The organism is Deltaproteobacteria bacterium (assembly GCA_016183235.1).
Classification (GTDB): Bacteria; UBA10199; UBA10199; order DSSB01; family JACPFA01; genus JACPFA01.
The window spans coordinates 51,723-69,194 of record JACPFA010000024.1 but is presented as its reverse complement, the minus strand read 5'-3'; the positions used below and the strand labels follow the sequence as shown (position 1 = coordinate 69,194).

At 44.4% G+C, this 17,472-nt stretch carries 21 protein-coding genes; 19 read left to right on the top strand and 2 right to left on the bottom strand.

Annotated features, from left to right (window positions below; genetic code table 11):
- The first annotated feature begins 192 nt into the window (after positions 1 to 192).
- From HYU97_05475 to HYU97_05390, 18 genes are all read left to right on the top strand, one after another.
- Positions 193 to 789, top strand: coding sequence for a riboflavin synthase (locus HYU97_05475; GenBank protein ID MBI2336194.1), 597 nt, complete (start codon positions 193 to 195; stop codon positions 787 to 789).
- A 45-nt stretch (positions 790 to 834) separates the two neighbouring features.
- Complete coding sequence (locus HYU97_05470) at positions 835 to 2,061, top strand: bifunctional 3,4-dihydroxy-2-butanone-4-phosphate synthase/GTP cyclohydrolase II (protein ID MBI2336193.1); 1,227 nt, start codon at positions 835 to 837, stop codon at positions 2,059 to 2,061.
- Positions 2,062 to 2,112: 51 nt separating this feature from the next.
- Positions 2,113 to 2,535 carry a 6,7-dimethyl-8-ribityllumazine synthase gene (locus HYU97_05465; protein MBI2336192.1) on the top strand — a complete coding sequence of 141 codons (423 nt, stop codon included), beginning with the start codon at positions 2,113 to 2,115 and terminating at the stop codon, positions 2,533 to 2,535.
- Positions 2,536 to 2,539: 4 nt separating this feature from the next.
- Positions 2,540 to 3,004 carry a transcription antitermination factor NusB gene (gene nusB / locus HYU97_05460; protein ID MBI2336191.1) on the top strand — a complete coding sequence of 155 codons (465 nt, stop codon included), beginning with the start codon at positions 2,540 to 2,542 and terminating at the stop codon, positions 3,002 to 3,004.
- A gap of 171 nt (positions 3,005 to 3,175) precedes the next feature.
- Positions 3,176 to 3,724: a hypothetical protein gene (locus HYU97_05455; protein ID MBI2336190.1), complete on the top strand. Its 549-nt coding sequence runs from the start codon at positions 3,176 to 3,178 to the stop codon at positions 3,722 to 3,724.
- A 373-nt stretch (positions 3,725 to 4,097) separates the two neighbouring features.
- Positions 4,098 to 4,832 carry an ABC transporter ATP-binding protein gene (locus HYU97_05450; protein MBI2336189.1) on the top strand — a complete coding sequence of 245 codons (735 nt, stop codon included), beginning with the start codon at positions 4,098 to 4,100 and terminating at the stop codon, positions 4,830 to 4,832.
- Positions 4,833 to 4,939: 107 nt separating this feature from the next.
- Positions 4,940 to 5,659 carry an ABC transporter permease gene (locus HYU97_05445; protein MBI2336188.1) on the top strand — a complete coding sequence of 240 codons (720 nt, stop codon included), beginning with the start codon at positions 4,940 to 4,942 and terminating at the stop codon, positions 5,657 to 5,659.
- 88 nt (positions 5,660 to 5,747) lie between these two features.
- Positions 5,748 to 7,109, top strand: a complete 1,362-nt coding sequence (locus HYU97_05440) for a hypothetical protein (GenBank protein MBI2336187.1) — start codon at positions 5,748 to 5,750, stop codon at positions 7,107 to 7,109.
- Between the two features lie 186 nt (positions 7,110 to 7,295).
- The gene (locus HYU97_05435) at positions 7,296 to 8,207 is read left to right on the top strand and encodes a formyltetrahydrofolate deformylase (protein MBI2336186.1); all 912 of its coding nucleotides are present in this window, start codon (positions 7,296 to 7,298) and stop codon (positions 8,205 to 8,207) included.
- Between the two features lie 60 nt (positions 8,208 to 8,267).
- Positions 8,268 to 8,702 (top strand): DUF4019 domain-containing protein, encoded by a 435-nt coding sequence (locus HYU97_05430; protein ID MBI2336185.1) that lies wholly within the window; start codon positions 8,268 to 8,270, stop codon positions 8,700 to 8,702.
- 60 nt (positions 8,703 to 8,762) lie between these two features.
- A complete protein-coding gene (ffh, locus tag HYU97_05425; GenBank protein ID MBI2336184.1) occupies positions 8,763 to 10,097 on the top strand; it encodes a signal recognition particle protein in 1,335 nt (444 codons plus the stop codon).
- A 25-nt stretch (positions 10,098 to 10,122) separates the two neighbouring features.
- Positions 10,123 to 11,394 (top strand): hypothetical protein, encoded by a 1,272-nt coding sequence (locus tag HYU97_05420; protein MBI2336183.1) that lies wholly within the window; start codon positions 10,123 to 10,125, stop codon positions 11,392 to 11,394.
- 106 nt (positions 11,395 to 11,500) lie between these two features.
- Complete coding sequence (rpsP, locus tag HYU97_05415; protein ID MBI2336182.1) at positions 11,501 to 11,752, top strand: 30S ribosomal protein S16; 252 nt, start codon at positions 11,501 to 11,503, stop codon at positions 11,750 to 11,752.
- 6 nt (positions 11,753 to 11,758) lie between these two features.
- Positions 11,759 to 12,295 carry a 16S rRNA processing protein RimM gene (gene rimM / locus HYU97_05410; protein MBI2336181.1) on the top strand — a complete coding sequence of 179 codons (537 nt, stop codon included), beginning with the start codon at positions 11,759 to 11,761 and terminating at the stop codon, positions 12,293 to 12,295.
- Positions 12,292 to 13,035 carry a tRNA (guanosine(37)-N1)-methyltransferase TrmD gene (gene trmD, locus HYU97_05405; GenBank protein ID MBI2336180.1) on the top strand — a complete coding sequence of 248 codons (744 nt, stop codon included), beginning with the start codon at positions 12,292 to 12,294 and terminating at the stop codon, positions 13,033 to 13,035. Before rimM ends, trmD begins: the two co-directional genes overlap by 4 nt.
- Complete coding sequence (locus HYU97_05400; GenBank protein MBI2336179.1) at positions 13,032 to 13,595, top strand: RNA methyltransferase; 564 nt, start codon at positions 13,032 to 13,034, stop codon at positions 13,593 to 13,595. Before trmD ends, HYU97_05400 begins: the two co-directional genes overlap by 4 nt.
- Before the next feature lie 21 nt (positions 13,596 to 13,616).
- Entirely contained in the window at positions 13,617 to 14,024 is a 408-nt protein-coding gene (rplS, locus tag HYU97_05395; protein ID MBI2336178.1) for a 50S ribosomal protein L19, read from the top strand.
- Between the two features lie 286 nt (positions 14,025 to 14,310).
- A complete protein-coding gene (locus tag HYU97_05390; GenBank protein ID MBI2336177.1) occupies positions 14,311 to 14,586 on the top strand; it encodes a hypothetical protein in 276 nt (91 codons plus the stop codon).
- On the opposite strand, the gene HYU97_05385 is transcribed toward HYU97_05390, so the two are convergent.
- Together HYU97_05385 and HYU97_05380 are read right to left on the bottom strand one after the other, a co-directional pair.
- Complete coding sequence (locus HYU97_05385; protein MBI2336176.1) at positions 14,535 to 15,806, bottom strand: TRAP transporter large permease subunit; 1,272 nt, start codon at positions 15,804 to 15,806, stop codon at positions 14,535 to 14,537. The two genes, HYU97_05390 and HYU97_05385, sit on opposite strands and share 52 nt — an antisense overlap.
- Positions 15,803 to 16,378 (bottom strand): TRAP transporter small permease, encoded by a 576-nt coding sequence (locus HYU97_05380; protein MBI2336175.1) that lies wholly within the window; start codon positions 16,376 to 16,378, stop codon positions 15,803 to 15,805. The genes HYU97_05385 and HYU97_05380 overlap by 4 nt, the downstream gene beginning before the upstream one ends.
- A gap of 101 nt (positions 16,379 to 16,479) precedes the next feature.
- On the opposite strand from HYU97_05380, the gene HYU97_05375 reads away from it, so the two are divergent.
- Positions 16,480 to 17,472: a flippase-like domain-containing protein gene (locus tag HYU97_05375; GenBank protein MBI2336174.1), complete on the top strand. Its 993-nt coding sequence runs from the start codon at positions 16,480 to 16,482 to the stop codon at positions 17,470 to 17,472.

Below are 17,472 nucleotides of genomic sequence, written 5' to 3'. Positions count from 1 at the left end.
TGTACTTCTCAAAAACTTCCATTACTTCTTTACTCGAAAACCTTTTATGTAATTGTTCTGCCATAGGGCCTCCTTTTTTTGAGACCCCTTAAAGTGCACTTTTAATCTTTAAACTAGTGCATTTTTAATTTTTAGATGACATCCGACATGATGATGCTTAACAAAGTCTTTAAAATATGGCACACCCGTACGATGTTCACTGGAATTATTGAAGGCCAAGGCAGAGTGTTAGCGATTCAGCGGCGAAAGCACGATGCCTGGTTGGAAGTGAGGCCACCCTCTGCTTTGCGAGGGGTCAAGCTAGGGGATTCGATTGCCATCGATGGGTGTTGCCTTACGGTGGCGAAGAAAAAAGCAAAAAGTTTGGTGTTTGAAGTATCGAAAGAAACTTTGGCTCATACGACCTTGGGTGCTTATCAAGTGGGTACCTTGGTTAATGTTGAGCGTGCTTTAGGCATCAATGCCCGGTTGGGGGGGCATATTGTGCAAGGCCATGTAGATGGGGTAGGGGTTATTCAATCACAAAAGAAAGTGCGAGCAGGAAAGAAGGTTTATTATTTTACTCAAATTCAAAGTCCTAAAAATTTAGTTAAATATTTAGCGCCCAAAGGTAGCATTGCGGTAGATGGGATTAGCCTTACCGTTAATAAAATTATTAAAAATAATTTTGAACTTTGTATCATCCCCCACACTCAAAAAACGACACAACTTGTGTTTAAAAAAATAGGGGATCAAGTTAATTTAGAAGTAGACATTTTAGCGAAATATTTAGAGAGCCTGTTAAGATAATGAATTTTAGCATGTTTTGGGGTATAGGGCCGATAAAGGCTAATTATGTCAGAAATTATTGAAATAAATTGCAGTGTTGAAAAGGTTCGCCAGGCTATTGAAGATTATCGTCAAGGTAAGATGGTCATTATGGTGGACGATGAAGATCGTGAAAACGAAGGCGATCTCGCCATGGCGGCAGAAAAGATTACGCCCGAGGCCATTAATTTCATGGCTAAATATGGGCGCGGGCTCATCTGTCTTTCGCTGAGCGAAGAAAAAGCCCACAGTTTACACCTGCCTCTCATGGTGCAAAATAATAGCTCACTTTATCAAACTGGGTTTACCATCTCGATTGATGCCAAAGCAGGCACCACCACCGGCATTTCGGCATCCGATCGAGCTACCACCATTTTAAAGGCCATCGATGATAACTGTAGGCCCGACGATTTAGCCCGCCCTGGGCATATCTTTCCTTTGCAGGCCAAGAAGGGTGGGGTGTTGGTGCGGGCGGGTCAAACCGAGGGCTCACTTGATTTGGCGCGCTTGTCTGGCTTCAAACCCGCTGGGGTTATTTGCGAAATCATGAACGACGATGGCACCATGGCCCGGATGAAAGAGCTCAAAAGTTTTGCAAAAAAACATAAACTCACGATTGTTTCGGTGGCCGATATTATTCGGTTTCGTTTGTTGCATGAATCACTCGTGACTTGTGTGTCGGAGGCAGTCCTTCCTACCGATTTTGGCAATTTTCAAATTAAGGTTTTTTCAAATATGATTGACGATCATCAGCACGTGGCTTTGATCAGAGGAGAAATTCAGTCGGAAGAACCCACCTTAGTGCGAGTTCATTCCGAATGTCTCACGGGCGATGCCTTTGCCTCGTTGCGTTGCGATTGCGGGCCACAACTAAGGGGTTCTTTGAATATGATCCAAAAGGCCAAATCGGGTGTTTTGCTTTATATTCGCCAAGAAGGTCGGGGGATTGGGCTGATGAACAAAATTCGCGCCTATACTTTGCAAGACGAGGGGCTCGATACGGTCGAAGCCAATTTGAAATTGGGTTTCAAACCAGACTTAAGAGATTATGGGATTGGGGCGCAAATTTTACGAAGCCTGGGTATCAAAAAAATGGCCTTACTTACGAACAATCCTAAAAAAATAGTGGGCCTCAATGCCTATGGTTTAGAAGTGGTGGAGCGAGTGCCCATTGAAGTTGTGCCCAACGAAACGAACCATCGCTATTTGAGTACCAAAAAGAAAAAACTCGGCCATTTATTAGATAAGGTATAAAAAATGGGAAAGACACATTCAGCTCACGATCATTTAACGGACACCCTTACCATGGGCCAACTTAAATTGGCGATGATCATGAGTCGTTACAACCTTGAGATCACCAATGGCTTGGTGCGTGGGGCTAAAAAGGCCTTGCAAGATTTAGGGGTGCCTGAAGCGATATTATTTTCGGTGCCAGGGGCCTTAGAAATTCCTTTTTTAGCCCAAAAGATTGCCAAAGACTATGATGGAGTCATCTGTTTGGGGGCCGTTATTAAAGGTGAAACGGCTCATTTCGAATATGTCTGTATGGGGGTCACGCAAGGCATCATGCAAGCAAGTCTTGCCACCGGTATTCCCATGGGAATGGGCATTTTAACCACCTATAATCTTGAACAGGCCCAAAGACGCAGTGGGGAAGATGACTTAAACAAGGGTTATGAAGCCGCGCGCACGGTAGTCGAGATGGCGTTAATCAATCATAAGGTTTAAATTTATGGGAAAAAGACGACGAGCCCGCGAGGCATTATTAAAAATGCTTTACGAAATGGATGTGGCTAAACTTGGTTTGCAAGAAGTCAAAAGTGTGTACTGGTCCCATTTAGACCATATTGATGAATCGACGGTAAGTGGGTTAGAACCTGAGATCATGGAGTTCGCCAATATGAGTTTTGAAGGGGTGGCACACAATTTAAGTGAGATTGACCGGATTGTTGAAACGCATTCTACTCATTGGCGCATTCCGCGGATGAATGTGGTTGATCGCAACATCCTAAGAATGGCGGTTTATGAATTACTTTATTGCCAAGAAATCCCGCCCAATGTTACCATCAACGAAGCCATTGAACTGGGAAAAAAGTTTGGTACCGAAGATTCTGGTGCGTTTATCAATGGGATTTTAGATGATATTGCGAAGGGCTTAAAAAAAGTAGATGGGGATGAGATAGATAAGCAAAGATAGGAACCTTTGAAAAAGCTCCAGATGCAAGGCAGCCCAAAGAGGCCGACTGAGGCGTACTCGCGTAGTAGGCAAACTTCAGCCAGTGGCTGAAGGCAAACTATGAAACGTATAAGCTCTTGATCAGAGCTAGCTGTACGCCGCAGGGAGTGCTGATGCAGGGCAACGCAGCAGATGGATTTTTTCAAAGGTTCTGATGGTGTGTTTATGATTCAACTAAAACTAAGTAGTGATGCGCTCGATGTGATTGATAGTGAATTAGCTGTTACCATGGCCTATGAAGATATTCGGCCGCTCAAAGGCCAAATTGGCTTGGTCGATTGGCGGCTTAATGGCAAGGTGTCGCGGCTTATTTTAAATCGACGTTTTAAGGGTGCCAAGGGAGATGCCCTGTTAATGCCAGCGGGCGGCAGGCTTGGGGCCAGAGAATTGTTGGTTTTAGGGATGGGATTTAAGCGAGAAATTACCGAGGCCGAAATTCCCGAAATGTTAAACATTATCTTAGATCGTATTTTAAAAAAGAAGTGCGCTTCTTTTGCCATGAGCTTAAGCGATATCACCCCGGGCATGTTTGAATGGCGCAATACGGTGCGCCGTTTTGTTTCAATGTTATCCGGGCGCCCTGAATCTTACAAAATTACCCTCACCGAGCCCGATGAATTTATCCAAGACGCGAAACGTCGGCACATGGACTTTTCCTACGACGTGACGGTACAGTATTAATCCATGTCATTGCGAGCGAGCACCGTTTGCGAGCGTGGCAATCTTCCTTTTTATTCTGCCATTCATTTGCAAATCGCCGCACCTAAAAAGTGAGCGAGGTGGCTTTGCAGTTGAGTTAGCTTCGTCGACCCGGCGCTCCAGCGGCGACCCTCATGGGGCTAGCCGGCACGGAAGCCTTCCGCGTTCCCGCTCAGAAGCGGGCCTCGGCGCATCCTCGCCGGCTAGCCCGCATGGGGGCCCCACCGCTTCCGCGATGGGTCGACGAAGCTAACTCAACTGCAAAGCCACCTCGCTCACTTTTTATATTGTTCAATTATCTCCACGTCTTTTTCCAATTGAGAAGCCAATCACTAGCTGCTAGCCAGGGCTTATCATGCCTATTATCTCGGCTAAAAATTTGACCAAGACTTTCAATTCCTTTGTGGCAGTGAACGCTATTAATTTTGAGGTGCGGCGGGGTGAGTATTATGGCCTGCTGGGGCCTAATGGGGCGGGCAAAACGTCAACGATGAAAATGATTTATTGCATGTCGCCGGTAGGTGGAGGCACGTTGGAAGTTCTGAATTATAATGTGATGGTAAACCCCCGCCAAATTAAACAAAATATTGGAGTGGTTTCTCAAGAAGATAATTTAGACCCTGACCTTTCTGTTTTGGCCAACCTGCAAATGTATGCGAGTTATTTTGATATACCCAAGGCTATAGCAACAGAGCGTGCGGACGAGCTTTTAAGTTTTTTGAATTTAAAGGATTTTGCAAAATATAAAATCGATAAAATTTCGGGTGGCATGCGCCGGCGTTTAATGATCGCCCGTGCATTAATTAATCAACCCAAGTTGTTAATCTTAGATGAACCCACCACCGGGCTTGACCCACAGGCCAGGCACCTTATTTGGGGAAAATTGCGCCAGTTAAAACAGCAAGGTGTAACCATGGTTCTTACCACCCATTATATGGAAGAAGCAGAGTTGCTGTGCGACCGTATTGCCTTGATGGACGGGGGCAAGATTTTAATTGAAGATTCACCGCAAAAATTAATTCAGGATCATAACGTTGCTTCGTTAGAAGAATTATTTTTAAAATTGACGGGGCATGGGTTGCGAGATTGAACTTGCGACCCATGCCCCGTCATCCCGGACTCAGATCCGGGATCCATATTTGAGAAACTAAAGACACAATGTTGACTACAAGATTATTCAAAGTTTGGCGCCGCGATTTGATTGTTTGGTCTAAATATCTCTCGGCGAGTATTGTTGCTAATGTCGGCGAGCCATTATTGTACCTGGTCGCCATTGGTTATGGCTTGGGTTCTTTGGTTCAAAATATCGGGGGCATGCCTTACGTTGAATTTATTGCCCCCGCCATTTTAATTTCTAGTGTGATGAATGCAGCCAGTTTTGAAACCACATTTAGTTCTTACACCCGCATGCAAACCCAAAAAACCTTTCAAGGAATCGCAGTCACTCCAGTTTCGATGCAAGAGGTGGTGGCAGGTGAAATCTTATGGGCAGCCACCAAGGCTTTGTTCAATGGGTTTTTTATTTTTTTGGTATTGTGGGCCTTTGGGTTGGTCAAACATTGGCAGGTAATAGGTTTATTCCCCATCTTATTTTTAACAGGATTAATGTTTGCCTCGCTGGGAATGTTGTTTACGGGGTTTGCCGGTTCTTACGATTTTTTTAGTTACTATTTTACATTATTTATTTCACCCATGTTTTTGTTTTCTGGAACTTTTTTTCCTCTTGAGCAATTGCCCTTATGGGCTCAAAAGTTAGCATGGATCTTGCCCTTGACGCCTGCCACTCAAATCACCCGCTCTTTATTCCATGGGGTGTTCCAAATTCACCACCTCGGGGCGCTGTTATACATAGTGGTAGCCATTCTCATCATCGGTCCCTTGGCGATCCGAAAAGTTTCTGCAAGGCTCATTCGTTAGTCCAAAGCAGCCAATTTATTCGCAACTAATGTTTAGTGTGATCGATAACAACAAAGTTAGGGTTAGGCCTATATATCTAGGGAGAGATATGGCACCACCTAATCCTATTCAATTCCTAACACATACTTATCATGCCATCGTGGATGGTTTAGAAAATACCTTTGTTAAACCAGCAAAACTTTGTACTCAAAAGCTGGTTGAATTGGCAAAAAATGATTTTTATAAGACAGAAAAAGTAGATGGTGGGGTTCTATTTAACCCAAAGGGGTTGCTGGGTCTATTTTGTGACACTGAGAAAATCAGGCTAGAGGCAATGGGTGCTAACTTGATACAGCAACTGAGTATAACGTCCAACTTATTAAGCCAAATTTTAACGGAGCAGCAACTTAAAGAAGCCAAGGGGCCGTGGGCTGAAGTCATTCAAGCTTGGGCAGGAGAACGCAAAACCGAAATCGAGGAATTAGCTAAACTAGCTGGGATAAAAATCCCCACCAATGAAGCAGAGGCGCCTTCTTTTCAAGAGAAGTTGAAGGGTCTGAACGCTGAATTTGAAGGATTGGGAACAGAAGCGCAGGCCCTACAAGAGAAGGCCATGACTCCTAATGAAGAGGGAACCGCTGAGGGGTTTACTGAGGCCGAGGGCGGGAGGCTAGAAGATATTCAACGAAGGTTTGAGAGCCCAGAAGGTTTATTGCTTCAAGCCTTGGCAAAACAAGGGATGATCGAACAATTCTTGACTGAAAATCAACAGCACCTTTCCGATGCAGTGTTAGCAGATATCTCCAAATGGCTCGAAGAATTTCGCAAACAATACCCACAGGTGAAAGTGGAATTAGCGGCAGCTCTCCAGGCTGCGGAGGCTGCGGTTGCTAAGTTTGAAAGCGAGCCATCTGATGACTCTGACCGACAAGTCTTGTTCGAAGGTTTAATGCAAGCCATTGCAGCGGAGAATTACCCCTTATCTCAGGAACTGCAAGCCACCGATGGTGCTGTATTAACCGAAGCCGACATGACAGCCTTGGCTGAGATTATTCAGACTCATCCTCTCCCCATTGGGAAAGGAATTTTAGAAAAATTTGGAGAATGGATTGCTGCGCTAGAAAATTTGGATGCAAATCCTGAGCTCAAAACGAGCCTTGCAGACATCAACCGTAAACTTGAAGCCCAAGAGGACTTAACACCCGAAGAGCAAAGCACAGCGGGCCAGATCGCGGCAGTAGTAGGCGACCCCGTCATGCAGGCTATTTATACAGTTTATGTGTTTGAAAAACAACGGGTGCAGCAATTAAAAGCATTAAACGTCGACGACCCCAGTACCTTTCAATTGCAACAAATTGCGCTTTTAAAATTCACTGATTTTAAAGGTAGGCCCACGCCAAAAAATTTGTTTGAACTAGGCAAGTCTGCCGCTGCTTTAAATTTAAATTTGACTGATCCTGCTATTCGCTAGGACGTTTGACAAAACGCTGTAACAGATTGCGAGGATTTTGAGCCGAGACAAGGAAGATGAGCGAAAAGCCCGGAGGCGTACCCATAGGTACGTCGAGGACTTTTCGTGAAATCTGACGCAGTCGCAGGCCAAAAGCCGAAGCAAAATGTTAGACACACCATGGACTTGTTAGTATAATCAAAGTCTATGGCTAAAAAGCGTCCTAAACGTGTTCGGATTCGTATTGCGGGGCCTGATAAGAAGGGCATCATTGCTACTGTTACGCAGTTTGTTTTTCAGGCAGGGGGCAATATCGAAGACATCGACCAACGCAATCTAGAAGGTTATTTGGTCATGAACATGCTGGTAGATCTTTCTGATTATCGCGCGAGCCTACAAAAGTTTTGTCAAGCGCTAGCGGGCGTGGCTCAAAAAATTGGGATGGAGTCTAGTGTTAAAGAAGAATCTTCACGGGAAAAAAAGAATCTTGCAATTTTAGTCACCAAAGAATCGCATTGTTTGCAAGATATTCTTAAACAAATCAAAGCCGGCAAAATTAACGCTGAAATTAAAATGGTGGTGGGGAATCAACCGGGCCTTGAATCTTTCATAAAGAAATATTCGCTTCCCTTTCGCTACATTCCTTCCGAAAAAAAGAAATGGCATGAAGAAGAAATTTTAAAATTGCTCCAACCCTTAGATATTGACCTGATCGTGCTTGCCCGTTACATGCAAATCCTTTCTCCTGAATTTGTCTTTCGTTATGAAGGCAAGATTATCAATATTCATCCTTCGCTATTGCCGGCGTTTCCAGGGCCTAGGTCTTATGAACAGGCCTATAACAAGGGGGTCGATTTTGCTGGGGTTACTGCCCATTTTGTGACCACCGATCTTGATGAAGGGCCCATCATTTGCCAGGAGGCCTTTCGTTTGCGCCGTGGTAAAGAAGACCCTATTTCTATTCAAGAGCGTGGACGAAAGTTAGAAACAAAGGCGCTCACCCAAGCGGTGAAATGGTTCTGCGATGATCAGTTGGTGTTAAGGCGAGGCAGGGTGATCTTTAGCAAGCATGAACATGCGATGACTGAAATCACCCGGCAATTCTATCAATTTCCTTGACTGTTCCCTGCCTTACGGTAAGATCTCTCCCCTAATCTTTAAAGTGAGGAGTGTACTTTTATGAAGCATTTTTTTGGAGCGATAACGCTTTTTTTATTTTTCGTGGCTCTTTCTCCTGCATGGGGGGAAGATGTAGTCAATCAAGATCAAAAGGTTAAGGCCGCTCAAGCTGTGGCTGAAGGTTGGTTGACACTGGTCGACGCCAATAAAACCGATGAAACCTGGGATAGCGCCTCGTCTTTATTGCAATCCGTTATTACCAAGGAACAGTGGCAGAAAAGCCTACAGGCTGCTCGTGGGCCCTTGGGTGAGCTTAAAAGCCGCAAGCTTAAAACAGCCACCTTTTCTAAGTCAATGCCAGGTGCGCCCGATGGTGAATATGTCGTGATTCAATATGAAACCGTCTTTGCCAATAAGGCTGCAGCACTTGAAACCATTACCCCTGTTTTAGATAAAGATGGAAAGTGGAAAGTGGCGGGCTATCTTATTAAGTAAGTTTAAACTCTAGAAGAAGTTGATGAAGGCGCTTCTTAATCGGGGCGCCTTTTTTTTCATATGTTTGACCAACTGACGCAAAAATTCAACTCGATTGTTGATAAACTCAAAGGAAAAGCGACCTTAAACACATCCAATATTGAAGAGGCTTTGCGGCAAATTCGGCTTAATCTTTTAGAGGCAGATGTTAATTTTAAGGTGGTCAAAGAGTTTTGCGAAGGGGTAAAGGTTAAAGCGCTGGGGGAGGCCGTTCAAAAAAGTCTTAGCCCTCACCAACAATTCATTAAAATTTTTCATGAAGAATTAGTTCGTATGATGGGGGAAACCGCGAGCCTAAATTTATCTTTCAAACCCCCGGTAGTCGTGATGTTAGTTGGGTTGCAGGGCAGTGGCAAAACCACCACGGCTGCGAAGCTTGCCTTGCATCTTAAAAAACAGCGACACCGTCTGCCTTATTTAGTGCCAGCCGATATTTATCGGCCAGCGGCCATTGCCCAACTTAAAACCTTAAGCGAGCGAATTTCGGTTTCCATTTATCCTACTGATCCCAAGCAAGATCCGGTGAAAGTGGCCCAATTGGCACTGCGCGAAGCGACTGATAAAGGCTACGATACTGTGATCATCGATACGGCAGGGCGCCTACAGATGGATGAACCTATGATGAAGGAGCTAGAAAAAATTAAGGCTAAGATTAATCCACAGCATATTCTATTGGTGGTGGATGCCATGACCGGTCAAGAAGCGGTGAATATTGCGGGGGCCTTTCATGCTCGATTGGGATTAAGCGGGCTTATTTTATCGAAGCTGGATGGCGATGCCAGGGGGGGTGCGGCCTTATCGGCTCGTTATGTAACCGGGCAGCCCATTTATTTTGCGGGGGTTGGTGAGAAGATCGAAGACTTAGAACCTTTTTATCCTGATCGTATTGCCAATCGCATTTTGGGCATGGGGGATATGCTCACCTTAATTGAAAAGGTTCAAGCTGAGGTTGATGTTCAAGAAGCCGAAACCATGAGCCGCAAATTCTTGCAGGCTGATTTCAACCTCGAAGATTTTTTAGCTCAATTAAAGCAAATCAAAAAATTGGGCCCTTTGGGCAAAATTATGGGGATGGTGCCAGGTCTTGGAAAACTAAAAGACAAGGTTGACCCCGAGGAAATGCAAAAAGAACTCAAAAAGAAAGAAGCCATTATTTTGAGCATGACCCCCAAAGAGCGCCGCTTTATCAAATTGTTTAATGGCAGTCGGCGCAAAAGGGTTGCCTTAGGGAGCGGCACCCAAGTTTCCGATGTGAACCGTTTAATTAAAGAATACGAACAAATGCGCGAAATGATGGGGAAAATGCGCAAAATGGGGATGATGCGGGGGATTAAAGATCTATTGCAAAGGGGTTGATTTATTTATTATAATGCCAGTGGGTATGGGATATCTCCAAAGGTTAATTTTGAGTGTGATTTTATTGGCGGCTTTGTTTGCCTGTAGTGGTGGGCAAGGTAATAACAATCCTAATAATCCGCCTAATAATCCACTAAGTAATCCTTCGCCAGTACCTAGCCCTCCCAATTCCAGTCCAACACCGACACCAACACCAACACCGACGCCGACGCCGACGCCGACGCTACCACCACCACCACCCGTTCCACCTCCCGAAAATCCCGATCGTGACGGCGATGGTATGCTCAATGCCCAAGACCCCTTTCCTCAAGATGGTACTGAATGGCGTGATACCGATGGCGATGGAGTAGGGGATAATCGCGATGGCGATGATGATGGGGATGGGAGGCTCGATGCGGACGATCGTTACCCTTACTGTGCTGATCATTTGCATGGGGTGTTACGAGGTGGGTTTGGGGTGCGCTTTACCATTACCGCGCAAAATTTAAATCTTATTACACCTGCCATTTGTGCCATTGTGGGCGATGTTAAAATTGAGCAGTCTCAATTGGTAGATCTTAGGGCCTTTGCCAACGTGACTCAGGTTACGGGTGTTTTAAGAATTTTACAGAATGATCGTCTTGAAACCTTGCAAGGTTTAGGTAAGTTAAGCTTAGTAAAAGAACTTCGTATTGAGAGTAATGCTCAACTTCGCGACATAGAAGATTTAAATTATTTATTAGAAACCGAACGAGGTGTTAGTGTTGCACTCAACCCGCAACTGACTCATATCAATGGCTTTGTTTCTTTTCGCCAAGCCGGATGGTTCGTTGAAATTTATAGGAACAATCGTTTAATGACGATTTCAGGATTCAATCATCTTTTACGGTTGGGGGTTGTTGATGCTATTTATGGTGATCTTTATATAGCAAACAATCCAAGCCTAGAGACTATTTCTGGTTTTAACCGTGTAGGATCTTTGAGCTCTTCACTCGGAATAGAAGACAATCCTAGATTACTTAGGATCAGTGGATTGATGAATTTAGCCCGAATTGGTAGTTTTGTAGTTCAAGCGGATCCACCAGGTAGGAGGGGGGATTTGTCGATCGTGAATAATACAGTCCTTCATGATTTAAGTGGATTAGGTAATCTTTTTGTTGTGGGCAGTGATTTTGTCATGCAGCGAAACCCTGGTTTGCATCTACCCGATTTGGTGGGTAATGATTTAGAAACCTTGACTACGGCCCTTAGGAATTTACCGGTCTTTGATGACCAAATTCAAGTGGGCGATTCTATTGTCGTCAATCAAAATCGATAAGCCTTATCTCCACTTCCAAATACTCTTAAACCCCTTGACTCGCAGGGTATTTCTTGGTTTAAGCAGATCCGCTTGATTAGGTGTTTCTTTAAGGAGTAAAAAATTCATGGCCACTAAAATTCGTTTAGCCAGACATGGTGCAAAAAAGAATCCCTTTTATCGTATTGTGATTGCCCATAGCGAATCCCCTCGTAATGGTAAATTTATCGAAGTTATTGGCACCTACGATCCTTTTAAAGAAAAACCTCGGGCCAACTTCAAACAAGATCGATTAACCCATTGGCTCAAAACCGGTGCGGTTCCCACCTTAATTGTCAAACATCTCATTAAAGAAACCCAAAAAGTAGCCGCCGTATAGCGGGCTATGACCTCCTTAGTAGAAAATTCGTGGTTGGTATTGGGTCGGATCGGAAAACCTTGGGGTCTCCGTGGTGAGACCACGTGTCAGTTTTTTAACCCTGAGTTTTCGGTTGCACTCACTGGGGTTTCGGTTGGGATTAGTTTTGAATCTAATGCTACCCAACCCGAACAATTTGCTAAAATTGAATTTCTAAAATCTCATGGCAAAACGTGGCGGCTTAAATTAGCTGGGGTGTCAACTCCCGAAGCCGCCAAAGTTTTTCATGGTGCTTACTTACTTTTAACCCGGGATCAATTACCAAAACTAACTAAGGGGGAAATTTATTGTAGCGATTTGGTTGGAATTGAGGTGTTTGACTCCAAGGGAAAACTTTTGGGAGAGGTGACTCAAGTTTGCAATTTTGGGGCGGGAGATATGCTGGAAGTCAAGGGTGCTGTGGCGGTTTTTATTCCGTTTCGTCAGGAGTATTTTGTAAAAATAGCCTTGTCAGAAAACAAACTAATTGTGGCAGACGACTTATTAAAAGATTTATTAGCATGAATTTAAAACGTTATGACCTATTGACCATCTTTCCCAAAAGCCTCGACAGCTATTTTGCTTCGAGCTTATTAGGCAAGGCCTCGGAGCGGGGCTTGATTGAGGTTCATCTTCACGACTTACGACAATTCACCGACGATAAACATCGCCGGGTAGATGACGCCCCTTTTGGGGGTGGCGAAGGTATGGTTTTAAAACCCGAGCCGCTTTTTAAAGCGATTGAAACGCTTAAGGCGCATTATCATAAAGGCATCACCCTTTATTTAAGCCCTCAGGGCAAGCTCTTTAATCAAGAGTTGGCCGTCTCTTTAGCCAATGAGTATGATCAATTTTTACTGATCTGTGGGCGTTATGAGGGGGTGGATGAACGGGTGATTCAAACTCATGTCGATTTGGAAATTTCGATTGGTGATTTTGTGCTGATGGGGGGAGAGTTGCCGGCCGCGATGGTTGTGGAGGCCTTGGCTCGTTTGGTTCCTGGAGTGGTGGGTAAAAGCGAAAGTTTAATCGAAGAATCGCATGTGAACGGTTTATTAGAATACGCCCATTATACCAGGCCCGAAGTTTTTCACGGCATGGAGGTGCCACAAGTGTTATTATCGGGCAATCACGATGCCATTCGAAAATGGCGCCTGAAAGATTCGTTACGACGTACCCTGCAAAAACGCCCCGATCTATTATCCAATCGATCGTTAACCACCGAAGAACAAAAATTGTTGCAAGAGATTAAAGCAAAGTTATGAACCTAGAAAATCCCTTAGAGATTGCGCTGATTCATCACCCGGTTTATGGGAAAGACGGTTCGATCATCAAGACTTCGATTACCACCTTTGATCTCCACGACATTGCTCGAACGGCCAAAACTTATGGGGTCAAACGTTATTGGGTGGTGAACCCTGTGCCCAGCCAATTGTGGCTGGCTCGAACCATCATCGCACATTGGACCTCGGGCGTAGGGGCGGCCTATAATCCCACCCGGAAGGAAGCCATTGAGATTATTGCCCTATCTTCCAGCTTAGACAAGGTGCGTTTGACAATAGAATCGGAAGTTGGTATAGCACCCCGCCTCATTGGTACGAGCGCTAAGCCTCATGCGGAAGCGATGTCTTATGAGCAATTGAAAGAGGAGTGGCACCAGTCAAAAGTTCCCCATGTGCTTTTGTTTGGAACTGGATGGGGTTTGGCAGAAGAAGTGTTAGCCCAAACAAAAGCTAGGCTTGTTCCTCTCGGTGAGCCTGAATATAACCACCTCTCGGTACGAGCGGCGGTTGCAATTGTGCTCGATCGTTTATGCGGTCGGTAAGTTTTAAAAAGGCAGGTTTTTATGAATTCCATTCAAGCGGTAGAGGCAACCGAATTAAGAAAAGATATCCCATCCTTTCGTTCGGGAGACACCTTAAAAGTTTATTGTAAAATTAAAGAAGGCGACAAACAACGTATCCAAGCCTTTGAAGGGGCGGTGATTGGCCGGCACAATGATGGGTTGCGTTCTACGTTTACGGTTAGAAAAATGTCTTTTGGAGTGGGGGTCGAACGGATCTTTCCTCTTTATTCACCTAATATCGAACGGATTGAAATTGTTTCTCAAGGTAAAGTTCGGCGCGCCAAATTGTATTACCTTCGTGAGCTCTTTGGTAAAAAAGCCAGAATCCGTGTTGCTGAGGTATTGGGAGAAGCCGCAGTTCTCGTGACACCCGCACCAACGCCCCCGGTCGAAGAAAAGCAAAATTAAGAAAAAGTATACTTTAATTAAAAATCCTTAAGCCCCCAAGTTCTCCTCAAAGAGAGGGTGTCTAACTTGTTGATTCTAAAGGTCAATTTTTAACAATTTTTTATAAGATCAGGCATTTATCTTGCAGCACTCTGTCATTGCGAGGCCAGGGTCCCTCTGTCATTGCGAACCCAGCAGGGTGAAGCAATCTCTTCTGCCTAAGCGGTGGGATTGCTGAGTTTATCCTGAGGCTTTGCGAAGGACCCTTGCATCACCTCGCAATGACAGAGCAAAAAAGGAGCCCATTATGTTCGATCAATTAGAAATTCAATATGTGCAGTTATCGGAAGGGTTTCAGAGTTTAGAGGTGTTTCACAAAAATTCAGCCACCGGGACTTTGATGATTCAATCCTACCTTGATGAAGATGGCGATGGGGTTATCGATAGTTATCGAGAAGAAAAAGATGGCTGGGTGTTGACCAAGCTGTCTGGTAACCAAGCCAAAATGAAGACCTTGGAATTTGACCGCTATTACTTTATTTTCAACAGTTCAACGAGCCACAAGCTAAGCCCTGGCACATAAGTAATAATCAGCAAACAAAGCACCACTAAAATCAAAAAGGGTAAGGTCGCCCAGTAAAGTTCGTAAAGAGAACGTTTGAATCGGAACGACGCAATAAATAAATTAAGGCCTAAGGGTGGGTGTAAGTAGCCAACTTCAAGGTTGGTTAGAAAAATAATTCCCAAATGAACGGGGTCAACTCCATATTTTAAAGCAATGGGGGTAATGATGGGCACGACCACAATGATGGCTGAAAAAATGTCCATTAGGCAACCCACGATCAATAAAAAGATATTAAGCAACAATAAAAACATGGCCTGGCTGGTAATGAGCGGCTTGACCCATTCAAAAATTCGGGTGGGAATATCAACATCGATAAGATAATTGGTTAGCCCCATAGCCACCCCTAAGATGACTAAAATACTTCCCACCATGGTCATCGATTCAACAATCACGCGGGGGACATCTGTTTTTAGGGTCAAGTCTTTTTGAATAAAGACTTCGACAATGAAAACATAAAGAGCGGTGATCGCAGCGGCTTCGCTGGCTGTAATAATCCCACCATAAATTCCGCCCACCACAATAAACGGCAAAGGCAATTCCCATTTGGCGATGGCAATCGATTTAACAATGTTTTTCCAACGGAAGGGAATGCGATCAACTTTACCCCGAACCCCAACGAAGGTGCTATAAATAGCTAATACCGACACCAATAATACAGAAGGGAGCAGCCCGGCGGCAAAGAGTTTGTCAACGCTCACCTGCCCAATGAGGCCATAAAGAATAAGCGGTAGGCTGGGGGCTAACAATAAACCAATGCTGCCACATGAGGTGACTAGACCAATCGAAAAGCGTTCATTATATTTTTCTTTTACCAAGGCGGGGTATAAAAGGCCGCCTAAAGCAATAATCGTTACGCCACTGGCCCCGGTAAAGGCAGTGAAAAAGGCGCAGACGACAATCGTAACAATCGGTAAGCCACCAGGGAGAAAACCCACCAAAGATTGGGCTACATCAACGAGCCGTTTGGGGGCCTTACTTTCGGCCAATAGGGTGCCTGCAAAGGTAAACAGGGGGATGGCGCTCAAGGTGGGCATCGAGGCCATGCGATAAAATTCAATCATGATGGCTGAAATATTGATACCTTCTTGATGGTTGAGATAAAGGGTGATGGCTCCAAAGAGTATGAAGAGTGGGGTGCCTAACAAAGCGAGGGTCGATAATAATGTGGTGATACTCATTTGTGGCCCTTGGTGATTGAATTGGCAGGCTGACCTGTAAGGGTAAAAATGTTTTCAATGAAGTTAATACAAAACCTCAAACCAATAAGCCCAAAACCAATGGGCATGATAGCAATAAAATACCAAGTGGGGACGTTGTTAAATAAGATGGTTGCATCTAGGCGTTCGTTTTTCATAAAGGTGTAGGCTGCGATCATCAGAAAATAAGTAATACAAATGCAAAAGGCATTAATAATAAGCCCGGTGAGTGGGCGCCATTTTTCAGGAATGATTTTGTGCGAAAGATCCATTTGTAGGTGTTGTTTGTCGCGGGTGGCAAGGCTGGCCCCAAAGAAAAGCAAAAATAAAACTAAATGACGCACTAATAAATCACCCCAACCACTGGGGTCGAGCGGGATACCGGTTAAGGTTGAAAGTTTTAAGACGGCCGATTTCAGCCAGGCAAAATTTCTTAATAATACTAAAAATGACGAAAGGAGGAGCATGGTGATAAGGCTGACATAAAGTATAGCCTTTTCAAGCTGCGAGATGGCTTTGTCAAATTGACGCAAAATGCTCAAGATAAGGTTCATCCATTACACCTACACGCGTGGCAAAATTTGGCAGCTCTTAACATGAAATGTTCATGGATTACCAGTTGATTTTAAGGGGCTTCTATTTTAGGGGTCGTTCAATGATTTCAATGAGAAGGCTGCTCAAAGTTGGTTTTGCCCTGTTCATAACAGGGCTCATTTTTTATGCGTGTTTAAGCCAGGTTAATATTCATGAATTAAGGGTGGCTTTGGGGCGGGCCGAGCTGGGTTGGATCATGGTAGGGGCGCTTTGTTCTTTTGGCATCCTTTTTGTTGCTTCTGTTCAATTAAAACTGCTCTTGCCTCGGTTTGGGCAAGTTCTCTACCCCAAAATGTTTCAAATTGTTGCCGTTTTTTCCATGGTGATTAATTTAGTGCCTTTTTGGGGAGGGCACGCTTTGTTAATTTATCTATTGGGGAAGAAAGAAAAAATTGGCAAGACGGTTGCCCTGTCTATGTTAACCATGGAGCAAATGGCAGAAGGTTTTGGGAAAGTGTTTCTTTTTTTAGTTGTAACGTTCACCATGCCACTCCCTATTTGGTTGAAAAAAAGTATGGACGGATTTTTAGGGGCCATTTTCCTGGCTTATGTAGTTTTGTTGCTCAGTGCACTATTTTTGAAAAGGTCGAAATGGGCTGAGTACGCCCATCGCCCCTGGGTAAGTTATTTTTTAAAATTTGTTAACAAATGGGCGGCGAACTTACATGTGCTGCGCGATTGGAAAAAATCGTTAGCGAGTTTTAGTTTGGCGGCGAGCATGAAGTTTTTAGAAGTGTTGGCGGTTTATTGTGTTCATCAAAGTTTTGGTTTGAATTTTACCTTAGTCCAAGCGTTTTTTGTAGTGGCGGTTTTGGGGATTGCGATTGCGTTGCCGCTTACTCCTGGCCGAGTGGGGATTTTTGAAGGCAGCGCCTTATTAATCTATCAATATTTGGGCCTGACCACTTCAGAGGCCCTTGGTTTAGGGTTGATTCTCCATGCTGTCCACACGTTGCCTGCGGTTATCACAGGTTATGTATGCAGTTTGTTGATGGGGGTACCTATCAAACAATTAGATATAAACCGTGACCTTTCCGTACAAACGGCTTATTAA

Excerpts from the sequence above, each read along its gene's own strand:
- HYU97_05475 (MBI2336194.1), top strand. The coding sequence starts at position 193 with ATGTTCACTGGAATTATTGAAGGCCAAGGCAGAGTGTTAGCGATTCAG.
- HYU97_05470 (MBI2336193.1), top strand. The coding sequence starts at position 835 with ATGTCAGAAATTATTGAAATAAATTGCAGTGTTGAAAAGGTTCGCCAG.
- HYU97_05465 (MBI2336192.1), top strand. The coding sequence starts at position 2,113 with ATGGGCCAACTTAAATTGGCGATGATCATGAGTCGTTACAACCTTGAG.
- nusB (MBI2336191.1), top strand. The coding sequence starts at position 2,540 with ATGGGAAAAAGACGACGAGCCCGCGAGGCATTATTAAAAATGCTTTAC.
- HYU97_05455 (MBI2336190.1), top strand. The coding sequence starts at position 3,176 with ATGGATTTTTTCAAAGGTTCTGATGGTGTGTTTATGATTCAACTAAAA.
- HYU97_05450 (MBI2336189.1), top strand. The coding sequence starts at position 4,098 with ATGCCTATTATCTCGGCTAAAAATTTGACCAAGACTTTCAATTCCTTT.
- HYU97_05440 (MBI2336187.1), top strand. The coding sequence starts at position 5,748 with ATGGCACCACCTAATCCTATTCAATTCCTAACACATACTTATCATGCC.
- HYU97_05435 (MBI2336186.1), top strand. The coding sequence starts at position 7,296 with ATGGCTAAAAAGCGTCCTAAACGTGTTCGGATTCGTATTGCGGGGCCT.
- HYU97_05430 (MBI2336185.1), top strand. The coding sequence starts at position 8,268 with ATGAAGCATTTTTTTGGAGCGATAACGCTTTTTTTATTTTTCGTGGCT.
- ffh (MBI2336184.1), top strand. The coding sequence starts at position 8,763 with ATGTTTGACCAACTGACGCAAAAATTCAACTCGATTGTTGATAAACTC.
- HYU97_05420 (MBI2336183.1), top strand. The coding sequence starts at position 10,123 with ATGGGATATCTCCAAAGGTTAATTTTGAGTGTGATTTTATTGGCGGCT.
- rpsP (MBI2336182.1), top strand. The coding sequence starts at position 11,501 with ATGGCCACTAAAATTCGTTTAGCCAGACATGGTGCAAAAAAGAATCCC.
- rimM (MBI2336181.1), top strand. The coding sequence starts at position 11,759 with ATGACCTCCTTAGTAGAAAATTCGTGGTTGGTATTGGGTCGGATCGGA.
- trmD (MBI2336180.1), top strand. The coding sequence starts at position 12,292 with ATGAATTTAAAACGTTATGACCTATTGACCATCTTTCCCAAAAGCCTC.
- HYU97_05400 (MBI2336179.1), top strand. The coding sequence starts at position 13,032 with ATGAACCTAGAAAATCCCTTAGAGATTGCGCTGATTCATCACCCGGTT.
- rplS (MBI2336178.1), top strand. The coding sequence starts at position 13,617 with ATGAATTCCATTCAAGCGGTAGAGGCAACCGAATTAAGAAAAGATATC.
- HYU97_05390 (MBI2336177.1), top strand. The coding sequence starts at position 14,311 with ATGTTCGATCAATTAGAAATTCAATATGTGCAGTTATCGGAAGGGTTT.
- HYU97_05385 (MBI2336176.1), bottom strand. The coding sequence starts at position 15,806 with ATGAGTATCACCACATTATTATCGACCCTCGCTTTGTTAGGCACCCCA.
- HYU97_05380 (MBI2336175.1), bottom strand. The coding sequence starts at position 16,378 with ATGAACCTTATCTTGAGCATTTTGCGTCAATTTGACAAAGCCATCTCG.
- HYU97_05375 (MBI2336174.1), top strand. The coding sequence starts at position 16,480 with ATGATTTCAATGAGAAGGCTGCTCAAAGTTGGTTTTGCCCTGTTCATA.